We start from the raw sequence: 15,702 nt of genomic DNA on the forward strand, positions 1-15,702 counted from the left end.
TGTCATTATTTGTCCTCTTTCCAACGTCCGATAACAAGCCATTCTGACTTACCCAAGTACCAGTTAGTGATAATTGCTTGGGTATTTGTATCCGCGGCCATAAATATCCAGTTATATTGTCCTTTACCACTCGCTCTATCTTCGTATTTTTCTGTTATGAAACATCGGTAATTTTTATCCACAAAGGCAATTGGAAATACCACGTGATTTTTCACGGTATAACCTTCACTTTTATGAGTGAAAATACCAGTCTGAATCATCGTACCATCAGGATATTTGCGTACCTCAACATTACCGATTTTTTGATAGCTAAACTGAGAGGCAACGGCACTGTTAAAATCGGTAATGTGGTTTGCTGTGTGCAAATGCCCTAAATCCGATTTGCCCTGCAACGCTACAGCGATTTTACTTGCGTCCATCATTCCTTGATTATCGACAGTTCCGAACGCCTTAATCCAAAATTGTACATCGTCAAAGGTATTTTGGGCTTTAATGCACAATTTGAGAACAAGAGACTTAGGACGAGTTTCTTCGGCACCTGAATAGAATATTGCTCCGTTAGTGCGGATTTTATAATTATCCGCAGTTTTATTATTCCCAGTAGCAATTGTGTCATTATTGTCTACATGGTACTGATAATTACTTGAATTATGGTTTGTGCCATAATTTAAGTAATGCGTTTTAATTGCATCCTCTTGTACCCTCCCCACAACCAGCTCATTTGCTGCATTACGCAAAAAACGGTCTTCCGCTTTGGGAACATTTTGAATATCGCCGTATTTTTTAGTTAGGTATTTATGTAATTCAGGGTAGGTATCTTCTTTTACCTTTTCCTTGATTTCATCAAACGCAATCCAGCCCTCAGGAATCTCATCTGTCGCAAAATACGCCGTCATACCGACATCTGAGCGAGTTAAATTGGGTAAAGTGTTTTTATTGCCTAAAGTGCGGTATAAATCGGGGTAGGTGCGTTGGTCAATAGTCGTTCCATCGCATTTTAAAAAGCCAGTGGGATTTTTAACTTCTTTCGGAAACGCCACAATCGCCCCCAACCGGCAAGCCTTTTTTACCGGCTTCGTCGAGGGCTTCTTGTAAGCCTTCAATATCCGAAGTCGGGTGTTTGTGTGACAACGGTGCTTTTTCAGCAATTTTCTGCAGTAACGTCCGTCGTAAATCCCCATTTTCTGCCAACATTGCCGCAAGTTCTTCCAATGTATTTAATTCTTCAGGGGCAGATCCGACTAATTCGGCAATGGCTTTTTTTACAAATGCTGTCGTGGCGATTTGCTGATCATTAGTCGATGGTAATGCTGTCGGTGCAGTTGGTGTGCCGGTAAAATTTGGGGAGACCAAGGCAGATTTTTCACCTAATTTCGCCAACAATAAGGTCGCAATTTGATTCGGTATTTTTTCATCAATATGCCCACCCAGTGCGGTCACTATATTCACCAATTCATCTTGCACTGCATTAAGCCATTCAGCAGTCACCACAGTCCCCATTTCATTGCGACCGTTGCCGTTATGAAAACGTTTGTCGCTAGTGTTAATCTCACGCATTGTTATTCTCCATACTCAAAGCTCACATAGGTGTGTGCGGGTTTTAGTTCTTCAAAAAGTGTTTCAATTAAACTATCGCTATAACTATTCAACTTATCGCCTGCTGTATTCATTCCCGCTCGAAATAAGATAACTTGTTGTGTATTACTGAAAACGCGAACTCGCCATGAATAAATCACCTCTTCAGCTTCCAAACAATCACCGCAACGGTTTATTCCGGCTCGAAACGGCTGAGGCTCAACAATCTTGATGTGATAACCGGCAAATTGTGCAAGTTGAGTAAAATAAGGAATACTTAAACCGCCTATTTCGTTTATTTTGGCAATTACCGTCAGTACCCGCTGTTGATAAGGTTTATCAACATTGGTTATTCCTAAAACCCGCTCCCAATCAATAAGCATTTGTCCCGATGTAATAGGATTAATCACATTAGCAATCTGTTCAGCGGAATCTTGCAAACGGTCAAAACAAGCTCCATCAACTACACATTGAGAGGTAAATCGTTCTGCGTTAATATCATAAGAAACAGGCGGATATAACCCTGTTAACAACTTGGCATGTCGCATTAACTCATTACCTCCACTTGAACCTTACCCAATCTAAACCATTCCAAATGCTCATGAGTATCGGCTTTTAAGTTAGTACGAGGTGTGACAATCTTGCTATCGACTACACCGATTAAATTACTGATCGTCGCTTCGCATTTAGAAAGCACTAATTCTTCTGTCGGTTGTAATTGGTTAAAATACTCACCAAGTGCGATAGTGATTTCTTGCGTTATTTCGTCTAAAGCAACACTGCTTAGTTTTACGTTAATAACAAAATCAACACGACGAGCGGTAGGTTTAACTACACTAACCCCTTTTGCCGTCACTGGTCGCATTTCATCAATATAAGCTTGTACTCGTTGCACCGTTTCATCACTAGGTAAATCATGATTGCTTGTGATCACAATATCAACCGTACCAAGTCCACGACGTAACGGATAAACAAAAGCAGATTCCACCCCGTCAACATCTAATGCCCATGCTTTATAGTCGTATTTGTTTCCACCTGCTGCAGGTCGGCGAATACGATTAAGTAACCGTTCAAGCAAGGAAGTATCAGTCTCATCATTTGTACCACCAACAATCTCTCTCAACTCACATTCAGTTTGTACGCCAACAGGTGCGGACATAAAACTTGCCTTGATTGGTTGGATAATATTTTGACTTACACCGCTATTAAGCGACCGCACTTTAAGCAATACCGATTTATCGGCAATTTGTCCTTGCTCAATGACTTCATAAAAACGACCGTCAGCAGTAACAACCTGCTTACCGACATCAATAACAGAACCGGTATCACCAAAAACTTTTAGCCCTTGCCCGCTGGCATAAGTTGCCTTACGTCGGGAAATGCCACGCAATGTCGCGTGTTTTTCTAAAAATTCAGTATCGGCAGTATCGGGGAAAAATTGTTTGATGATCCATTTTTGATGCGTGTAAATTCCCTCCGCCACAGCGGCAATACTACTGGCTCGTGCATAATTGTCAGAGTCGACAGCCACATCTGCTGTAGGATTTAGGGAGACTACATCACGCAAAATCGCTTGGCGTATCTCGTCTAAAGTGGGCGTTAAAAACATATTAAAACCTCTTTAAATCACCTTAACGTGATGTTCAAATTCAAATACATTCCCCCCATTATCAGTCACGACAATATGCAAAAGCAGTGTGCCGTTATGAGGTTGTTTATAGGTAATTTGAATCGATTTAGCACGCCCGTCATCAATTAACGGCTGTAATGCTTCCTCGGCATATTGTTGTGCTAACAAGCCGACACGGGCTAAATCTTTTTCACGTTGAATAAGATGAAGCAGAGAGCCTACACGCCCATCTGCCCACCAAGAGCCTAATGGTGTGGTCAATCTGATATACACGGCATTTTGCAGTGTACTGATTTGTCTATCGGTATAGTCCCTAGTAAGCGGGCTGATCTCTCTGTCCATAATGAGAGAATAGCGACTTTGTAGCAAAAAGAAGAGAAGAGAGGTTTCCACTGAAGAGCGGTTGATTTTTACAGCTTAAAATCCAATCAACCGTTTTTGTTTTTATAAAGGTGCAGAGGTCGGACCACCGTCGCCTTGTTCGTTATGTGTATGAGTAACAAGCGATTTACCGCTGGCAACCACATCTCCCTCCGTAGTATAGTTTCCGCCTTGTTGTGTAATATTACCGCTAAAGGTAGCCCCCTCTCCGCCTTGTACTGCCATACCGCCGTTGCCGTTAATTTGCCCCTGTGCAGTAAAAACCCGATTGGTTTCTAATTTGGGGGTATTAAAATTAGCACCATCCGTTGCTTCCACTGAGTAAGATTTGCATTTAACCTTAAACTGATCACAATCCACCTCAACGACACGCCCTTTTTTAAGAATAATAGTTGAACCACTCTCATCATAAACAGCCACCTCGCCACTCTCCAACCCTACAACACGAAATGCCCCATTTTCAGTAGCCACAACAATTCCATGTGTCGTTTTACCGCCCAACGGAATAACCACTGCTTGCGTACCGACAGGCGGTACGGAGGTAAACCCGAAATGTTGCATTAACTCCACATCATGCAACACTTCACCAGACAACCCCGACACTTGCATAAGTTGATGTGGCGGTTTACTCTTAACTAAGTTGATCACACCACGAAATGCAGTGCGAGAACCGTTTTGTACATTTTTAGCAATATCTTTTAACTGCTTACTAAACCGTCTCATTGCAACTCCCACGAACCGACCAAATCCTCTTTACGTTTCTTGCCTTTGCGTTTACGTGCCTTATCCGCTTTACTTTTATAAGCGTCCGGTGTCCAAATACCATCTTGTTTAAAACGTAATTCCGTTTGTGTACCGGCGGAGCGACTTAACGTAAAACGTCGTCCCATCAAAAAAAAGATGGCGTCAATATCATATTCCTCAATGACAATATGAACCCTCTGCCCCGGTTGCCAAAGTTGCCCACCTTGGGTTTTATGATCGGATACCATCACAGTCAGGTTAAAATTATCCAGTTGCCAATCTGCAATCTGTTTTTTTGCTTGTTTTTTAAGTGCTTCAAGGTTATCGACATCACTTAACACCACCGTTTTAGGCTTATACACACCAAGACCGGGATGTTGATAAGTCCACTTTAAATTATGCTTACCGTGATCATTTTCTCGCCCGTGCGTTTGGGCTAAAAACGTTACCTCGGAATAACTTTGCGACACATCAAAAGTAAGATTGGCTTCACTAATATTGTTTTTACTCGGCTCAGTTGCCGACAAATAAAGCGTTGCTACCGGTGAACTACTATAATCCGCTCCTCCTATCATCAGCACACCTTTTGGCTCAAACCAACAATGCAATCCAGCAAAGTTAGCACAACGCATAATCGCTTCCCATGCACTTTCACCAACATCAATATCTACTTTATCCAGTGTTGGATTATGCTCCGCTTTAAGCACTACCTGCTTAATCCCGAGCGGATTAACGATTTTTTTAACCGCCTCCAATAACGTCAGCCCTTTAACATTGGTCAGCGGTGCGGAACAATCCAACAATAACGAAGCTTTGTCTCTACCGTTAAGTGAATAACCCCGTCCGTTTTTACTGAGGCGATGATGAACGGTATCTACAATACCAGTAAGTATCGTCTCTCCATTGATTTTAACCACCGCACTTTTACCGGCAAAATTAGGCAACGTCTGCATTTGAGCAGATTTACCCAACTCAAAATTAAAACTATCGGCAGGAATTAAAAAATCACTGTCAATATCATAACTCTGCCAATGTTTATGTTGCCGACCGTCAATTTCCAGCACAATCTCGTTTTCAATCATCTCGCCCCTCTCATTTAACATACGCATTTAACAAGGTACCTTGCTCAATAAAATTCGGCTGGTTGAGTTGTGGATTAAGTCGCAATAATTCCGTCGAACGACGATAATTACCGTAAAAATCAAAGGCAACCTGTTGAATACAACTGTCAAACCGCACTTCACGCACCATAAGAGGTGGTTTTTGATTAATAGCAACAACCGCCATTTGCATTATCTCCCCCGCCATTGTCCGCAATCGCTCGGCAACGTGATACCCAGTAGCATAAATATCGTTGTTAGACTGAGATTGTTTCTCGTCTTGTTTTGCAAGTTGCTGTAACGCTCGTACTAAATTAAGTGTATGTAAAATTTGAGTGCGAATTTGTTGGCAAATATACTCAATTTCCGCCGGTGTCAAGTTTTCCGCCTGTTGTTCAATAATCTCTACACCCGCTTTGGCAAGTACGCTACAACTCATCAAGTGCAAAGCACAATCAAGGTTTTTTACCTCTTGGATTGACAAATGCGTATTAATTTGGCGTTGCGGATTTTCCCGAGTCGCAAAAAACTGGGCAGCAGTCGTGATTTTTTGCTGTTGTCCATTCACTAAATGACGAGGAATATTACACGCCTTACCCAAATCTCGCATTAACTCGTTAAATTCGGCTTTTACCCCGAGTTGCGAGGCAAATCGGCGTTTTTCAGCAGTCGATTGCAGTATTTTGTAGCAATGCGTTAATGTTGTAGTAGATTGCTGCGTAAACTCTTTTATACTCACATTTATTGATGGTTTAGCGGAAGCATTATTTTGTCCGAACATACCGGCTAATTGCTCATAACACCCATAAATCGCCGACCATTGTTTCAAAAGTCGACTTTTCATATGATGAGAAAATGCGATCACTTCCATGCAACTTACCCAAAAATCCGTCACCTCATTCATAAAATCCTCAAGCAAATTAAGGTAACGATCTATGATTGACAGCAAACTATGTTCAAACACAAAAATCGGTTGCATTGGCGTCGCCTCGGCAAAAGTTAAATCCAAGGTAACATAATTGATATTGTCGGCATCGTGGCGTAAATTGGCTGAAAGAAGTAACATATTCAGCATTCGCCCACGCACAGGATGCACTAACACATCCGCCCCTTCGGATTGGATAACAGCAAGGAGTTTTTTATAATCCGTGTAATATCCCTCACCGAAACAGACCGCTTGCAGTTTAACCGTCTGCTTATTAAGCCCCAAATCTTCCAAGTCCGCTCCATTGACAAAAGGGTAACTATGCTCTGCAACAGCTCGCTCAAAACTTTCATCCACACTAATAACATCAAATTTCACCCCTTTAAAAGAGGCTTGTCGTATTGGTACCGTCCAACCCATAATAATTACATCCGTTTGTTAAGATTAAATTGTTGTTCAGAGACCTGTTCGGCAATGACACGTCCGTCCAGCTCTACCGTAATATTGTTAGCAATAGTGTGTGATTGAGAGGCTAACCTCACCTCAATAGCGGAAGACAAGGTTTTACCTACCACATCTGTATCCATACGGATTTTTTCAGGTAATGTAGCCAAAATTGGGGCTAATGCTCGGTTATATTCTGCCTGTTGTTCTTGGGTAAAAGGCATTTCCTGATGGGCTTCTCGACGTTTTCGTCGCTCTTCAATATCTTGCCGTGTTTTGGCATACATCGCATCCGCTTGAGCAAGTTCTGTCGGCGTTGCTTCACCTGAAGCAACTTTATTCATCAGCAACACCTTATCCAATTCCCCCTCATTGAGTTCTTTGGAATAAAATAATCCGAACGCACCGGCAACAATAGGGGCTAAAGCACCCGCTCCGGCACTTGCTCCGGTAGAAACTGCCGAGGCTGTTGCCGTTTGCGTAGCGACATTTACTCCCCCTCTAAAAATATTGCCTAATCCCCCTCTTCCTAACGGAATTTTTCCGCCTAACATTTTCATCAGCTCAGAGCCAATTAACGCCGCACCAAATGCTTTTACCGCTTCCGTTGCACCTACCAAAGCGTGATTCAAATTAGGAAATTCCTGAGCAAAACCGGAATACTCCTTTGCCACTTCCGCAGCGATATTATTCGCTTTGTTAAAATTTTCTATTTGCTCCATTTCGTAATTATTTTTTGCCTGTTGGAAAGCAAAGGCACTCTGCTGACTGATATACTGAAAACTATCATTGTTATAATCGCCTTTATCCGCAATACCATATTGTGCGGTAACATTTTCCGCCGTTTTTTGGTCGTTACGCATTGCATAAGTTGCCAATCCAGCTTGTAAATCCGGCATAATTTCAGCGACTTTTGTCCCCTCAATATATTTCGCGATTTTTTGCATAACCGCTTTCTTATCTTTGTCTTGTGCCTGTCGATATTTTGTTAACAACGCCTGATACTCTTTATCATGCTTTAACACATCACCAATAATAGACAGCATCGCCTCGGAAGCGTTTTGCCCTTGATTCATATAATGTTGCATGGATTTTTTCATATCAATACCCACTTTTTTACCTTTAGCATCGGTAAATTCCAATTTTTCAAGGTTATTAGCTGTACTGACCGCTTTTACTTTAGCGTAATAGTTGTTTAAATTTGTAGCCGTTTCGGAGGCTCCGCCGGATACACCGTAAACTTGTTGTAAATTAACCCCCACCTTTTTTAAATCTTCTAACCCGCTCAATCCCGCATACCCTGCATTGGCTAAAACTTGCGGAAAATATTGTGCCATATCCTTTAGCTCAAAACCGCCTGCCTTACCGGATGCGTTCATATAATCAAGTGCAGTTTGAATCTCGCTCTCTTTTATTCCAAATTGCAACATTGCATTGACCATATTAGTCAATTCAGCACTTGATGCACCTGTCGCCGTTGCGTTTTTTTGAATAGTCGGCAATAACGCCAACGCACTTTCTACGCTCACTTTACCTTGTGCCATTAATTCATTAATCGCAGACAACGCTTCTTCTTTTGTTCCGCCATATTGGGTAACCGATGTTTTAATTGCTTGGTGAATTTTTTCTTTTCCTAGGTTTTTTTCCTCAATTGAACCGCCCGAATACCCCGTATCGGCAATACGAGCCAATGCCATATCATAATCAGCTGCTGCCATCATTTTAGGGGCAACAACCATAGACCCTGCCACAATACCTGCCCCAATATTCATTATGCCACGTCCGACACCACGCATTTTATCCCCAAAGGATGTTTTTCCCAGCTCCGTGTTCAGTTCTTGTACACGTTTTTTAGTTACTTCCGCTGCACGTTGTAACTCATTTTGTGAAGCCACACCGGAACGTTTTAATCGCTCATAGGCTACACGAGTTTGTATAAGTTCACGTCGAATAGTGCGTTCCGATCTTACCCCTAATATCTCACGAGCTTGTGCCGTTTTACGTGCTGCCTCGGTTTGAGATTTACTGCTTTGTTGTGCCGCCTGTTCTGTTTGTTTAAAAGATTTTTTTGTCTCTTGGGTCGTTTTATTGATGACAGGTGCGGCACTGTCTTTTGCCGTTACCTCAATTTCTACTTTCATATTTTTACTCATTTTAAAACCTGCTTAAAACGGAGTTAATTTATTAACCATATAAAAAAGAGGCTTACGCCCCTAATTTTCCTCGATGTGTAAAAACAAAGCTCTTATGCGATACCAAAGGGGTGAACTCTTGTGGTTTGCAAGGCTTAACCCCTTCCAGTTCAAGATAATCTCTTATCCAAGCGGACAACTCCAATACCGGCATTTGCCACACCTGCTTTGCCGTCATAGCAAATTTTGAGAGTAAAATTACCGCTTGCCGATATTGCTTATACGCCGTGGCTACACTGTATTTTTGCTGTTTTCCACCTCTGGCGGGTTGAGGCTCTCCCCATCGGCTGATAGCTTTTTTCGTAAGGCAATCAGTGCTTCTAAAATTTGCCAATAATCCTCTTCCAAAAGGTTATCCAACAAAAATTGCGGGGTTAATTCTTCTTGCAAAATCCCCTGAATACGCAACTGTTGACTTAAATACACCATATCCAACAATCTTTTTTCACGCTCACTAAGCACTTCTTTATCCAAGCCAAGTTCAACAATGAACTCTTGAACGGTGCAATTACCACCAATCGTTAATAAGTTCACTTCAAATGCTTGATGATATTTTCCTTGATATTTAATCCCTAATAATTTCGCCATTATTCAATCACCTCTTGCAACGCACCCAACTGAATATCACGTGACATTTCATTATCCACCGAATAAGATTCACCTACTTCAATCGTAAAACACCCCAAATAAGACGTGCGTTTTTCCGCATTGTTAAGTGGATACTTGGTCAGCTTCGCATCTTTGATATTTTTCCAATCAATCACACGCCCATCTTTCGGCTCAACAGCGGTAACAGAAAGTGTAATTTCCTCAATACCCTGTGAATGTCCTTTAGCACGCCCCGTACTGTTCATTGTTTTAACTAACTTACGCCCTGTATTGATTTTGACGTCTAATTTAGTGACCTCAATCTCCACACCGTCCACTTCAAGCACACAAGAGCCTTCATAAATTTCAGCCATTCTTTAACTCCTTATAAAAGTAACGTAATTTGATTGCGAATCACATGTAACCCATTAACCACATCCGCAGGAATTTTTAAATCTAAGTAGCTCGGATCTTGCGGATTTTTCACGACTAATAAGCGGTCTTTCCAGCGATCCACGTTTTCAATGATTTCCAACTGCTCCAACTTATACAACACATCTAACACTTCCGACCGCACTTTTTTCGGCATGCGTGGCGAATTTTTTGCACGAGGGAAACGCAAACGCTGACGGTCTTGAATCGCTTTACGTACAAAATGAAGTGTGCGAATAGTGGTTAAATCCAAGTAGCTTGGGTCGTCCGTATTGGTAACCGACTTGGTATAAGTGGTAATAGCACGTGTGATTTGTACACGATTAACCACCACACCCAACGGACTTAACCCATTAAATAACGCCTGATTAACCTCACTAAATAGCGGTTTTTGTGCGTCATCGACCAAGCTCAACCCCTTAATTTCCAACGTATTGAGAGGACGAGCCGGATCTTCTTCTCCCGCAATCACCGCACCGTAACCGGCAGCAATCATGGCATTAGACTGAAGACACCCCTTATACCAACCTATTGTAATATGTTCAGAATTTAAGCGAGAAGCGAGTGTTGTCCCCGTGGCAAAACTGCTACGCCAGCCCATCACACCGATTGCCGGTTTATCTTCAATCGGATTGGCTAAGGTTTCCAAATGATGACGTAATGCTGTCGCATTTTCATCATCGGAAAATGGCGAAATGATAATGTTATAATGTGTACCGGCAACACTGGCTAATGCCGAGGCAATTTGTGCATTACGCTGTCCACCTGTAAAAGACGTAACGGTTATTGCAATGTCTTTCGCAGTTGTTTTTGCTGATAATGCAATTTCATTACCGATTTCCCCTTTGCTTTTTGCGGTGAGTTTTATAGTGGTTTTCTCTTCAATAGTTGCGTTCACCGGACAAAAACGAGAGGCATTCACTACCGCAACCAAACGTGTTGCCAATTGTTCCGCACTTTCGCCTTTATTCGCCGCAATTTCATACACTTCACCGCCAATATAAAGACTTACTACACCGGAATAACTCACTGTACCGGCTAATTTAATCGAACCGCTTGCAGCAATACCTGCGTCATGATCTTTCAACCCAATCACGGTTAAACGAATCGTGGTATTGTTGCGAATAGCTTGACGTACCATTAAATGTGCCGTTGAACCTGTACCAAACAATTGTTCCGCTTCTACATCACTAAATAACTTCACCGGTGCGGTAAAAGCCGTTTCACTCTCCGTTGTCATCGGGGCAATAATTAACACCTCTTGCTGATTGGTAGGCAACGTTGTTACCGCTTCACGATTGTTATACTCGGTATACACACCCGGATTACGGATACTGTTTGGAATTTTGTCAAATTCAATATTCAACTCAGACATTATTTAATCTCCCTTTGTTGGACTTTATCTGTGACAACAATTAAATCACCGTCTGCAATACGACGTTGGTAATAGAGGCTGTTATCCACCTCAACCACCTCTTGCTCAATATAGCGATGCGGACTGTCTTCATAAGGTACACGCACATCTTTGGCTGCTTTAACTTTTAACATTATTTGCCTCCTCATAGCGTTTTTGTGCCAACAAATACCCTTCAAGCTCCCAGATTTTTGAGACTGCCTTGGCATGAGCGACACTTTCGCCAATCTCTACATCAAAGTTGGCTACATCTAAACAGGCACTTTCGCCAGTGACTTTATAACCATTTTTGAGTGTTAATACGCAAATTGTTAATGTGCCATTAACAACATATTGCTCATTAACAATCACACCTTTAATGTCATCAATAGTGAGTTTATTTTTCATTTTTCCTCGCTTACCACCGTAACTGCGGTGGCTGCATTGTTCGTTGGATCAAATATCCGGTTGTTTAGTCCCAGCAAATCAGGATGTGGCTCATCCAGCTTGCCTTTGTACGCTTTAAACACCTGCTCTTGTGGGCTTGCCCCCTCAGGGTAGCGACCGTCCTCTAAATAACCGGTGTCGTGGTAGCTCATCTCAAACTCTAAGGCGAGAGCAGAGTATTTTTGCTTTTTCACCTCGGCGTTATTAAGAATAGTGCGGATACGTTTTGGTGCAATCGGGGTAACCAAACCATCTAACGTCTGATTAATCAGTAAGTATTTAACCGCATCGGCAAGTTGATTAACCCCTACCTCTTTATCAGTCACCCCACCAACACGTCCTGCAACAGTGGAACGCATCGAACGCACCAACAACAGCACCACAAAGGTCTCAGTGGTGATGTAACGCTTAGCTTTTGCCCCCATTGCCTTCACTTCAAAATCCGAACCGGCATAGGAAACCAAACAAGCGGGGAGACGTTGAGTACTGATCTGCTCCTCGTTAATTTCGCCACTATAACTGCCCACGGAATAAACCATCGTACCTAAACCTGCTTCAAGACGGTTAATTAATGCTTGCTCAATTTGGTTTATCATCGGCGGTTACGCTCAAAAATACGGTTGCCTGTGTTAAAAAACTGCACTGTGTTATCCTCATTCCCCCTCGAACTGTTAAGCTCTTCTACCCCAAGCGACACCACACCTTTAGAAAGAGACTCTAACTCCTTAATACAAAGTTTGTAGCGAGTTTCAATTTCTTCAGTTATCGGCATGTGCGATACACCGGCTAAACGATAACGAGCTAAATCACAGCAAATCCGCACTAAATTTTGTGGCACAATCACCAAAGGCAGTTTGTAACGTCCACTTAGATAACCGTCGATTTGACTTGTCGAATCGCTTAATGCCGTTTCCAGCACTGTACTATTTATCTCACCCACCGCTTCTCGGTCAGTCAGTTCAATAGTTTCTAACTCTCCGACACGAGCGACAAAGTCCTTTATCGTGGCATACATCTTTACTCTCCCTTTCATTTATTGCCCGTTCTCGTTACGTCTTTTTAAACAGGGCGTATTGCTACGCCCAATAACCGATTACTCCACAATAAACGGACTGACTTCAACTTTCAAAACGCCCTTAAGAACATTAGTTGTTCCGTTGATTACATCCGCTTCGACTAATTGACGTGCGGTATATTCCAATGATGGCGGAACAAGCAATACATTTGGACGAATATTTAACAACTTACCGCCATCACCTTTTAAATGACGCATTGTCGTTATTACCTCGACTAAAACCTCTTTGGTCATTTCGCTATTTTCTACACGGTGGATAAGCTGCCAAAATCCGAAACCTGCATTACCACGTGCACGCACACCCCATAAATAAATATCCTCCATAAACACTTTGTCGGATTTTGACGGATCGAATTTCGGTTCAATTTCCGGTTTAGTACGCTCTTGCCAAATTAACGGCTTAATTGCATTGGTCGTATCTAAAATATAAAATGCCGGTTTATCGGTTTTACCGTTTTCAGACGCACCGTCAGCTACACCAGCTCCGCTCGGTTTAGTGCTTTTGCCAGCTTTACCCGTCGTTAAGTTACGTTGATTTTCAGACTTGCCTGTACCATCAACGTTTTCATAAACCGGATGGTCTATACCAAAAAACATCTTACCGTCGTAACATTGCGTCGTTTTCCCTTTTTTGAGCAAGCTAAAAACTAAATCATCCGGCAATTCCGCCGCACTTTGCCCCGCTTGTTTTGATATGGTCGAGAACATACCGACTTGGTCATCTTCAATATTGGTTCGAGGCACGGAAACTGTCGATTCAAACAGTTTATTTTCAATGGTCATACCTTGAGCCTGCATTTTTTGAATTTGACGTTCACCCACCCATTCACGCATTTTCGGGAAATGCCCCAACCAACCGTATGTATTGGTTTGTGTACTGGACGGAATCGCCATAGCAACAACTTCCCACTGCGGTTTCATCAACCCTAAACCATTTTTAAATTCTTTTTTAAAAACCGTATCTAAGATGTTCAACTGTTCAGATTTTTTAAAGCTCATTATTTACCTCCATTTTTGTACTGTGCGACAAACTCTTCAGCACTTAAGCCAAGCGATTTTGCTGTGGCAATTTCAGCATCGGATAACGCCACGATATTTTCTGTCGGGTTCTCTTTTGCTTGCAACTGTCCGCCTAATGCCGGATTTGGCGAGACTGTTTTCAAATAGTCCGATAATGCTTGCAAATTGGTTTTACCCAAGTTTTCCGCCCATTCTTTTTGTGCCGGCAATAAACGTCCGTCTGAAAGTGCGGTTTGAATTAGCCCATCACGCTCTTTATCGTTAATTTGCTGCTTTAAGCTGTTTAATTCGGTTTGCACCGTTTGTAAATCACTTAACGCCACAAATTTTGCTGGATCGGGATTATTCACTTTGGTAGAAAGCATGACCACTTGTTTTTTTTCTTTCGCCAATTCAATATAGACATCACTTAACGCCACGGAACTGTCCCCTTTGGCTTTATCAAGTGCGGTCAGTTTTTCTATGATTTGCTCATCGGGTGCATCTGCCGAGAGGGCAAATAACTTAATTAACAGTGTTTTCATTTCGGAATTTTCCTCTTGAAGGGTTAGAAAATGGGAAAATTGACTAGACATCGCAACCGCCTCTTGCAAATTATGCAAAGCGGGGCGGTTAGTCAGTGCAGCATTCAATACCTTAATCACCACGCCGTTACTATCAGCCAAAAACAACGGGGAAATATAACGGTAAATCCCCTCTTTAATTTCCGACACAGCTTTGTTTGTCCACTTCACATCAGCAAATAATCCCTGACCTGAAATATATTCCGCCCTGTTAATCCAGCCTGCAGCAGGATTACCTTGACCGTTTTCGGCAATAAAGAGGGTTTGATGCTCATAGTCAATCATCAACTCAACATCGGTATTATTAATCTCATCAGCTAATTGATAGCCGTTTGAATCGCCTACATAAAAACGTCCTCCACGTCCATCTTGTGGCTCAAACCAACCAAAAGGGAAAAGTTGAATACGTCCATTTGCCTCTTGGCTCAGGTTGAAGCTACACGCAATCGGATTAAGTTTGAATTTCATCTCATCACCTCTGAATTCTTGATGAGGTTACATAATAAAAGGAACGGATAACAGAATAATGGTGGGGAATTTCCACGCTGTATCAAAGAAGAGGGGAGGGGAGAAAAAAGCGAAAAGTGCGGGAGAAAAAACGAATTGACAAATTATAAACCAAAACCCATTTTAAAAACCATTTAAAACCATTTTAAAACGTTTTAATTTATTTTAAAAATTTTCGCTCAATAAATCCTACACCTAAACCAAAAAACGCAATAGCGAGCGATTTAGAGGGGGTAATTTAACACATGCCGACTGACTACTCCAATACTTGTTGAAAATAGTCCTGTATACCTTGCAAAATATCTTCTTCATCTTGCAACGTTAAAACCAAAAACGGACGAGCGGGGATCTCTACTTTACGCCCTCGTCCTGCCATACCGCCGAATTGATGGATAGCTGCATAATCTTCATTTGTCCCGACTACTGCCGAATTATTATCATACTCGGAGGTAATACTGCTCTTTAAAATTCCGCTATCAATCAGCGGCGTACCTTGACGATGTTTAATGCCTAGCCATGTCGGACGACCGCCCTCATTAAAATTGGTCAATACCGCTTTCTCCATTATAGCAGCAATATCACGCATTAACGGTTTACGATGTTTAGCTTTACCGGCAAGCTGATTAAGGGTTGCGGTAATTTCGGCAATGCCGTGGGTTTGGATTTTAATCATTTTTACTCCGCAT

At 42.0% G+C, this 15,702-nt stretch carries 20 protein-coding genes; all 20 read right to left on the minus strand.

What is annotated here, in order from left to right; all coding sequences use genetic code 11:
- Positions 1-5: 5 nt before the first annotated feature.
- Positions 6-1,040: a phage tail protein gene (locus tag HNR69_RS06015; RefSeq protein ID WP_157665525.1), complete on the minus strand. Its 1,035-nt coding sequence runs from the start codon at positions 1,038-1,040 to the stop codon at positions 6-8.
- The gene (locus tag HNR69_RS06020; protein WP_075294227.1) at positions 1,018-1,557 is read right to left on the minus strand and encodes a hypothetical protein; all 540 of its coding nucleotides are present in this window, start codon (positions 1,555-1,557) and stop codon (positions 1,018-1,020) included. The genes HNR69_RS06015 and HNR69_RS06020 overlap by 23 nt, the downstream gene beginning before the upstream one ends.
- Positions 1,558-1,559: 2 nt before the next feature.
- Positions 1,560-2,123, minus strand: coding sequence for a YmfQ family protein (locus tag HNR69_RS06025; RefSeq protein ID WP_075294226.1), 564 nt, complete (start codon positions 2,121-2,123; stop codon positions 1,560-1,562).
- Entirely contained in the window at positions 2,123-3,184 is a 1,062-nt protein-coding gene (locus HNR69_RS06030) for a baseplate J/gp47 family protein (RefSeq protein WP_075294225.1), read from the minus strand. Before HNR69_RS06030 ends, HNR69_RS06025 begins: the two co-directional genes overlap by 1 nt.
- 12 nt (positions 3,185-3,196) lie before the next feature.
- Positions 3,197-3,547, minus strand: a complete 351-nt coding sequence (locus HNR69_RS06035) for a phage GP46 family protein (protein WP_075294224.1) — start codon at positions 3,545-3,547, stop codon at positions 3,197-3,199.
- 102 nt (positions 3,548-3,649) lie between these two features.
- A complete protein-coding gene (locus tag HNR69_RS06040) occupies positions 3,650-4,309 on the minus strand; it encodes a phage baseplate assembly protein V (RefSeq protein ID WP_075294223.1) in 660 nt (219 codons plus the stop codon).
- Positions 4,306-5,412, minus strand: a complete 1,107-nt coding sequence (locus tag HNR69_RS06045) for a phage baseplate assembly protein (RefSeq protein WP_075294228.1) — start codon at positions 5,410-5,412, stop codon at positions 4,306-4,308. The genes HNR69_RS06040 and HNR69_RS06045 overlap by 4 nt, the downstream gene beginning before the upstream one ends.
- 10 nt (positions 5,413-5,422) lie before the next feature.
- Positions 5,423-6,775: a DNA circularization protein gene (locus HNR69_RS06050; protein ID WP_221265083.1), complete on the minus strand. Its 1,353-nt coding sequence runs from the start codon at positions 6,773-6,775 to the stop codon at positions 5,423-5,425.
- A 5-nt stretch (positions 6,776-6,780) separates the two neighbouring features.
- Positions 6,781-8,952 (minus strand): phage tail tape measure protein, encoded by a 2,172-nt coding sequence (locus tag HNR69_RS06055; protein ID WP_135026528.1) that lies wholly within the window; start codon positions 8,950-8,952, stop codon positions 6,781-6,783.
- A 52-nt stretch (positions 8,953-9,004) separates the two neighbouring features.
- Entirely contained in the window at positions 9,005-9,169 is a 165-nt protein-coding gene (locus HNR69_RS06060; RefSeq protein WP_167591115.1) for a hypothetical protein, read from the minus strand.
- A gap of 53 nt (positions 9,170-9,222) precedes the next feature.
- Positions 9,223-9,579, minus strand: coding sequence for a hypothetical protein (locus tag HNR69_RS06065; RefSeq protein WP_075294220.1), 357 nt, complete (start codon positions 9,577-9,579; stop codon positions 9,223-9,225).
- Positions 9,579-9,953: a phage tail protein gene (locus HNR69_RS06070; RefSeq protein WP_075294219.1), complete on the minus strand. Its 375-nt coding sequence runs from the start codon at positions 9,951-9,953 to the stop codon at positions 9,579-9,581. Before HNR69_RS06070 ends, HNR69_RS06065 begins: the two co-directional genes overlap by 1 nt.
- 11 nt (positions 9,954-9,964) lie before the next feature.
- Entirely contained in the window at positions 9,965-11,386 is a 1,422-nt protein-coding gene (locus tag HNR69_RS06075) for a phage tail sheath subtilisin-like domain-containing protein (protein ID WP_075294218.1), read from the minus strand.
- A complete protein-coding gene (locus HNR69_RS06080) occupies positions 11,386-11,559 on the minus strand; it encodes a DUF2635 domain-containing protein (protein WP_075294217.1) in 174 nt (57 codons plus the stop codon). The genes HNR69_RS06075 and HNR69_RS06080 overlap by 1 nt, the downstream gene beginning before the upstream one ends.
- Positions 11,546-11,812, minus strand: coding sequence for a Gp49 family protein (locus tag HNR69_RS06085; RefSeq protein WP_075294216.1), 267 nt, complete (start codon positions 11,810-11,812; stop codon positions 11,546-11,548). The genes HNR69_RS06080 and HNR69_RS06085 overlap by 14 nt, the downstream gene beginning before the upstream one ends.
- Positions 11,809-12,447 carry a phage protein Gp37 gene (locus HNR69_RS06090; protein ID WP_075294215.1) on the minus strand — a complete coding sequence of 213 codons (639 nt, stop codon included), beginning with the start codon at positions 12,445-12,447 and terminating at the stop codon, positions 11,809-11,811. The genes HNR69_RS06085 and HNR69_RS06090 overlap by 4 nt, the downstream gene beginning before the upstream one ends.
- Entirely contained in the window at positions 12,444-12,866 is a 423-nt protein-coding gene (locus tag HNR69_RS06095; RefSeq protein WP_075294214.1) for a gp436 family protein, read from the minus strand. The genes HNR69_RS06090 and HNR69_RS06095 overlap by 4 nt, the downstream gene beginning before the upstream one ends.
- Before the next feature lie 78 nt (positions 12,867-12,944).
- Positions 12,945-13,925, minus strand: a complete 981-nt coding sequence (locus HNR69_RS06100) for a Mu-like prophage major head subunit gpT family protein (protein ID WP_075294213.1) — start codon at positions 13,923-13,925, stop codon at positions 12,945-12,947.
- Positions 13,925-14,977: a phage protease gene (locus tag HNR69_RS06105; RefSeq protein WP_135026526.1), complete on the minus strand. Its 1,053-nt coding sequence runs from the start codon at positions 14,975-14,977 to the stop codon at positions 13,925-13,927. The genes HNR69_RS06100 and HNR69_RS06105 overlap by 1 nt, the downstream gene beginning before the upstream one ends.
- 295 nt (positions 14,978-15,272) lie before the next feature.
- Positions 15,273-15,689, minus strand: a complete 417-nt coding sequence (locus tag HNR69_RS06110; RefSeq protein WP_135026524.1) for a phage virion morphogenesis protein — start codon at positions 15,687-15,689, stop codon at positions 15,273-15,275.
- Between the last annotated feature and the right edge of the window lie 13 nt (positions 15,690-15,702).

Origin of the sequence: Histophilus somni (assembly GCF_014202395.1) — a bacterium.
Lineage (GTDB): Bacteria > Pseudomonadota > Gammaproteobacteria > Enterobacterales > Pasteurellaceae > Histophilus > Histophilus somni.